2 protein-coding genes are annotated in these 1,999 nt (G+C 58.3%); one reads left to right on the top strand and one right to left on the bottom strand.

The genetic code is table 11. The features are described from left to right. On the top strand, positions 1–586 hold a 586-nt coding region (locus tag ACTG1K_RS23025; RefSeq protein WP_440006896.1), incomplete at its 5' end, for a hypothetical protein. A 587-nt stretch (positions 587–1,173) separates the two neighbouring features. On the opposite strand, the gene ACTG1K_RS23030 is transcribed toward ACTG1K_RS23025, so the two are convergent. Further along, positions 1,174–1,470, bottom strand: coding sequence for a hypothetical protein (locus ACTG1K_RS23030; protein ID WP_265775486.1), 297 nt, complete (start codon positions 1,468–1,470; stop codon positions 1,174–1,176). Positions 1,471–1,999: the final 529 nt, after the last annotated feature.

The raw sequence follows: 1,999 nt of genomic DNA on the forward strand, positions 1-1,999 counted from the left end.
CCTCAAAGAACCACAGTTCGTGAAAGTGGGGGTGCCAGCCGTTGGCCTCGCCGTGGTTGATTTCGGTGGCAATGATCCGGCCCTGAACACCGAGGCGGGACTGAAGTTGCTTGTACTGGCGATGGCGAGCCATCCAGCGCAAGGCGTCCTTGATAAGGGCAAGGGTGTCGGTCAAAAGATCTTGACGACCGTGGGGGATGGTGAAGGTTGGCATCAGAACCTGACCACCTTGGGCCAGACACAGCCCCATAGCCTGCTGGATCTCGTTGGCTCGGCGTTCGGCAATCTTGGGGGAGCATATCGGGCACAGCCAAGGCAAGGCGCAAGTCTGCAACCCGACATAGTGACCAGGAAGGTAAGCGCCTGGCTTAGCCCAAACCTGCACATCACTGCCACGGCTGACAGGATTTCTATGGCAGCACGCTACGCGATGCTTCCGCCCGAATATCTCGACCAAGGCGGCTTTCCGCATCCACTTATGCGCCCGTTTCTGGGAGGGGGTTTGCTCGATCACCAGAGTGCAATCATGCGCCCTAGAAACCTGAAAAACTTCGCCCGTTTCGGTGTCGATAATTTCTCTGGTTAATCTGCGGATTCCCTTGACTGGCGCGGCTTTCAGGCTCGGAGGGTTGTCGGAAGCGGCTACGGTTTCCGCAGTATACCTAGTGCGGCCCCGCTGGCCTCTCTCGACCGTGGTGGTACTCGGCGCTCTATCTGCCTTCATGTAGCCCTCTCCCTATGGAGAAGGCGGGGAAATGATGTAAGATCATGTCATCACCTTGGGTCTGCTTGATCGTTGATTGGTAGGTGATCGTCCCTCGGAGGCTGGCCGGCCTCGCGGGGGGTTTCTTTTTTCGGGTCTAGCGCGGCGTTTGGCCCACTGCTGCCCAAGAAATCCCACTTCGTCTTGTGAAGAACAATCGCACAAATCGTACTCTCTTGGGGATTAAAGAATCAAGGCCTGCGGGCTTCGCCCCCCGCGGGACCCTATCGAGGGCGCTACGCGTTCGGCGTTCTCTGGCACCTGACACCCCTAAAGCGGTTTATTAAGGGATTGGGGGAGAAGTGATCCCCCCAATCCCCTGCCCAATTTTTAAAGACGGGCGGGGGAGTAAACCACTAAATCGGAACCCCACAAGTGGGGCCCCCACGATTTAGCGGTTGACTCGTTGACTATGCAGGGCGCCGAAGCTGGACAAGCTGGGCGCGGCGGAGTGATTCCAGAACCTGCGCGGCCTCGTCAGGCGTCAGGATCTGGACGCTCGAACCATCCCGAAGCGCCTGCATCTGGGCATCCAGTCTCTCAAGCAACCCACGATTTAAAGTAACAGTGACGTTATTTTGCGACACCTTGGCGCGGTACTTGGCTTGGCGTTCAGCGGCGGTCATGGCTTTTCCGGTCGAAGGGCGGCCCCGTGGGCGCTTGGTCGGGAGCAAGTCGGGGGTCTGCTTGTCGTGGGCATCTTTCATGGTGTTATTTTCCGTGACAGTGACGATAAACAATTATTGTCACAGTCACGCTAAATAAGCAAGCGGGGGGCGGCATTGTGCCGCCCCCCGCTGTCGTGCGCTCAGCCCGCTACCTCAAGCGGGTGGCGTCAAAGCCGCGCCACGGCTTGAAAGTACAGAGCTCTTGACCGAAAAAGTACAGAGCTCTGTACTGTCAGTGCCCCACACGCCCGGCAGAACGACAAAGCCGCCATCTGGCTGCATCCTCATGCGAGCGATGAGCCGATGGTCTGGGGAGCTGGGGCTCTGGACGTTGCCTGATGCAGATCGGGGACGATGGCGTAAACAACCTCACGGCCATCCAGTGCGCCCCCATGTGAAAGACAGGAAGGGGCTAACCCTTTTCGTCACAGTGACGCTTATTAGGCGGCGCTTTCGTCCGGTATGCCTCAATGATGGCGTAAACGGCCTGCCGACCGTTGAGGCAAACATCGAGGATAACGGCCTCCAGACGGTGCCTGATAACAATCCGCCAGTCAGGCAGGGGGAT

It is taken from the genome of Aeromonas sp. 102P (genome assembly GCF_051920345.1).
GTDB lineage: Bacteria > Pseudomonadota > Gammaproteobacteria > Enterobacterales > Aeromonadaceae > Aeromonas > Aeromonas veronii.